The sequence below is a fragment of the Paucihalobacter sp. genome (genome assembly GCF_036825875.1).
Classification (GTDB): domain Bacteria; phylum Bacteroidota; class Bacteroidia; order Flavobacteriales; family Flavobacteriaceae; genus Paucihalobacter.
In genome coordinates this window covers 1-4,768 of the sequence record NZ_DAISXK010000050.1, presented here as the reverse complement: position 1 = coordinate 4,768, position 4,768 = coordinate 1, and the positions used below count along the sequence as shown (strand labels likewise).

Here is a 4,768-nt window from a genome sequence, read left to right as displayed (position 1 = left end):
GTAAGAATGATTAGTGTTCTCTTCCCCCAAGGTTTAGAAATTATGGTTTGTGTACCAGTAATTGTATTTGGTTTTATCCAGGCTTCAATACTGAAGGGCGTCCCATTTAAATCAAAATTATCAGCCAAGCTAATATAATCATCAACACCATCAAAGACCAAATTGCTACCACAATCGGCAAAGGTCACAGTAATAGTGTCTGTGGCATTAGCGCAAGGTGAGGCATTGATGGCCTCCCATTGCAAAAGATAAGTTTCGCCACTTTCACCGCTAAAGCTTGAGTTGTATGCAGTTGGGTCAGAAAAATTATAACTACTAGGTATTTGACCTGATATTACTGACCATTGTCCATTAACATTATTAGCGCTTAAAGCCACACTTAAGTCATCGCAACTATTACCACTATTGTCAATATCTATGCCTGCATTTGCAATGATATATGGAATAATTTCAATATCTATAGTGGATACTGCGCTGTCGCAAGGTCCAGCAGGATTGTTGGAGGTAAAAGTAAGCGTTACAATACCTGATTCATTCCCACCAAAATTATACCTAGCACTTGACCCGTCTCCCGAAATATTATTAAAGAATCCTATGCCACCCGACCAAGAACCTGATAAGGCACTTCCGCCTATGCTTGCAGTCAAATCGACAAATCCTTCTGAATAACATAATGGTGAATTACTTGTATTAATGGAAGTGACAGGTGCTAGGTCTACAGTTAAGGTTCCATTGGCACTTTTAATATCGCAACTAGAAGAAGTTTCTATTATATAGGTATAATTACCAGGAACTGAGGGTGTGCCTGTAATAACATAAGCCAGTCCATTAAAGTTGTCTGTTAAACCAACAGGCAGTGTGTTGGGAGCCAATGGTGAACCGTTTAGTTCCCATTGAATATTGGGTGGCGTTAATCCACCGCCAATATCGTATGTGATATCAGTAATCGGACTGTCTTGGCAAACAGTCTGTCCATTAGTTCCTATTGCTGATGTTAAGGTTATAAAAGTTGAAAGCGATGCAAAAGAAATATCGTCCAAACCAAAATCATTACCACCAAGATCTGTATTTAGATTTCTAATTCTAATTACTGCCGTAGTAGCAGCACCAGAATTCCAAGTAGGATTACTGTAAAAGCGTACCCAATTAGAAAGATTCACTTGTGCTTCAATAGTTGGAGTTGGAGCCGATGATAAATCCGCAACAGTTCCAACTAAAACACCATTGACTTCAAATTGAAGTCGTGCAGGTGAGGCAGGATTTAAATTCATTGCCCAAGCAGAAAAATAATATTCAGTGTTGGGCTCCACTGGTACGGTTTGTTGCCATATAATTGGCTCCCTTGGGGGATTCCCAATGAGCGCGCCACCATTCACCATCATAAAGTTTCTTGGCCCAACCGTATTATTGGTGTGGTCTCTACCATGAAAAGCTGGATGATAACCAACACCATTAGTAGGGCTATGAGCACTTTCATTCACAGCATAGTAGCCTTCAGGCCATAATCCAGAAGTATTTACGCCTGTATAGAAATTTTGATTTTGTGTATACTCGGTAAAAAAACTTGGGTTGGTTGGATCAAAATTGGTGAAATCACCGTCAACAACTAGTTCTTGGGCTACAGCCATTATTGCTGATCCTGCACAACCATTAGCTGTGGTTCCCAATACCTGATAGGTACCCGCAATATCGACGTAAATCGTATTTGTTGTTTCCCCTGTCTCCCATAACCAACTTACAATGGATTGGTTGGCACTTGCAACTAGTTGTACCATCAAACTTTCATCTTGCGGTGTATTTGGGTCATCAATTGGGCAATAATCTGCATTAATTGTAATTGCAGGTGTTGGAAATACATTTACAGTAACTGTTTCAGTTTCTGAACAGCCATCACTATTGGTAACAGTTACAGTATAATTAGAAGTCACTTGTGGATTAACAGTAATTTGATTATTACTTACTGATGGCACCATGGCACCACTAGCTAAACCTGCATTAGCCCCAGTATTGGCCGTCCAAGAATATAATAAAGACTCCCCTGATGTTGATCCTTGTATCTGAAAATTATCCAAAAGTACGTCTGGTCCGTTGTTGTTAACACCCCAAAAGTAGCCGTCGGAAACGTTTAATCTTATTTGTATCTGTGTAGCGTTATTAGCGGTTGCTGGCAATGAAAATAGCACTTGTTGCCATGCAGTACTATTATTGTTTAGCGGAACTGTTGCAATTTGAGTAAACCCACCAGCCCCATTTAATCTATATTCAACAATAATATTTTTATTATTTCCTCTTCTTTGTACACGTCTTGTTTGAAAATAAATTCTAAAATCTTGATAAGAATTTAAATTGGCACCACCAATCGTAATATTCCATGTTCCGCTGTCAAATGAAAAACGATTGTCAATTTGTCTCAAGGCGCCACCTGCGGTATTATTTTGTGTGAATGCAAGCGGTGTGGTAACCACGCCACTGTTTGGTCTATTAAACGGGAGCGTGCCTGAAAAAGAAGAGGTAATTCCAGGAATTTCTTGACCATTTAGTGCACCATAATTATTACCGTTGTTGAAATTATAATTTACGAGTGTTGCTACTGTGCCTCCAACTCCAGGTACATTAACAGTCAAAATACTTGGATCACCACTACAAACGGGATCATCTGACACCGTAACCGAAGTTATGGTTGGTATGTCTAATATTTCTACACTATTTGATATGGCACTACAGCCATTAGTATCGGTAAATGTAAAGGTTACATTACCTGGTGCAACACCGGTAATAAGACCGGTACTCGTGACTGTCGCAATGGCTGGATTATTACTTATCCAATTACCACCAGAATTCGGCAATAATGTTTCATTCGCATCTACACAAACAGTTACAGGTGCTGTTAAAACTGGTAAGGCGTTAATGGAAACTACATCAGTAGTTGTGAAACATCCGTTAGAATTTGTAAATGTAAAAGTGACAGTTCCGGGTGAAACAGGTGTAATCACCCCGCTATTTGTAACCGTTGCTACACCGGTATTATTACTTACCCATGTACCACCTGAATTGGGTGTAAGTGTCCCAGTGTCATCGATACAGATTGCCACAGGTGATGTCACAACGGGCAATGGATTGACAGTTACAAAAATAGAATTGCTTTGTTTTGGTAGTACACATGCCGACAAACTAGAGCGCATTCTTACATAAACCTCATAAGTACCAACGCTTAAAGTAGTAAATGGAGTAAAGGTTGGACTATTCGTTCCAAAAGAAATACCATCTATAAACCACTCATATATAGGTGAGGTACCACCGTCAACAGGTGTTGCTGTGAAAGTTAGATTTTCGCCTTCACAAATTTCATTATCAGCATCATCTGAAACAATGGATACAGTGGCACTTGCAGCAGGATCTAATACAGTAATCGTAGCTGTGCAAGTAGATACATTATTAGCAAAATCTCTAACAGCCAAGGTCACCGTGTTGGTCCTCAAATCTCCGCAATCAAATGATGTATTATCTAAAGTTATAGCTGAAATACCGCAATTATCAAAAGAACCATTATTTATTTGTGATGGATTTATGGTTGCCGAACCAGTGGCGTCTAAAGTAACTGAAATGTCTTGGCATATTGCGTTTGGTGCAGTGACATCATCCACGATGACTGTTTGAGCTTGAGTTGAAGTATTCCCATTACCATCATTGTAAGTCCAATTGATGGTGTAGGTTCCTTGTGTGTTATAGGTTACCGGATCAGTAGTCGTTGCGGTGATTGCTCCTGAACAGTTATCAGTAGCGGTTGGCGCCGTAACAGTAACCGAACATTCACCTGTGGCATTTGGTAAGTTAGCTACATCTGGAACTGGTGCCGTGATATCATCTACAATCACGGTTTGAGCTTGGGTCGAAGTGTTTCCATTACCATCATCGTAAGTCCAAGTGATGGTGTAAGTTCCTTGAGTGTTATAGGTTGACGGATCAGTAGTCGTTGCAGTGATTGCTCCTGAACAGTTATCAGTAGCTGTTGGCGCAGTAACTGTAACCGAACATTCACCTGTAGCATTTGGTAAGGTAGCTACATCAGGTGCCGGTGCTGTAACATCATCTACAATCACGGTTTGTGGTACAGTAATACTGTTACCATTGCCATCATCAAATACCCAGTTGATTGTATAAGTACCTTGAACATTATAAGTTAACGAATCGGTCGTTGTTCCAGTGATTGTTCCTGAACAATTGTCTGTGGTGGTTGGTGCCGTGGCCGTAGCAGAACATTCACCTGTGATAGTTGCTAAAGTTGGTGTTACAGGATTGCTGGTGTCATCTACAATAACGGTTTGAGTTTGTGTCGAAGTATTACCGTTACCATCATCGTAAGTCCAGGTGATGGTGTAAGTTCCTTGAGTGTTATAGGTTGACGGATCAGTAGTCGTTGCAGTGATTGCTCCTGAACAGTTATCAGTAGCTGTTGGCGCAGTAACTGTAACTGAACATTCACCTGTGGCATTTGGTAAGGTAGCTACATCAGGTACTGGTGCCGTGACATCATCCACGATGACTGTTTGGGTTTGAGTTGTAGTATTACCATTAGCATCATCGTAAATCCAGGTGATGGAGTAGCTTCCTTGTGTGCTATAAGTTACAGGATCTGTAGTGGTTGCGGTGATTGCTCCTGAGCAGTTATCGGTAGCTGTTGGTGCTGTAGCTGTAGCAGAACATTCACCTGTGGCATCAGGTAAGGTAGCCACATCTGGAACCGGTGCAATTGAATCGTCTACAATCA

At 40.7% G+C, this 4,768-nt stretch carries 1 protein-coding gene; it reads right to left on the bottom strand.

Features of this window, described 5'->3' with window-relative positions; translation table 11 throughout:
• Nucleotides 1-4,768, bottom strand: a 4,768-nt coding sequence (locus tag V7Z48_RS11805) for an HYR-like domain-containing protein (protein ID WP_334113734.1), incomplete at both ends; no start/stop codon positions are given.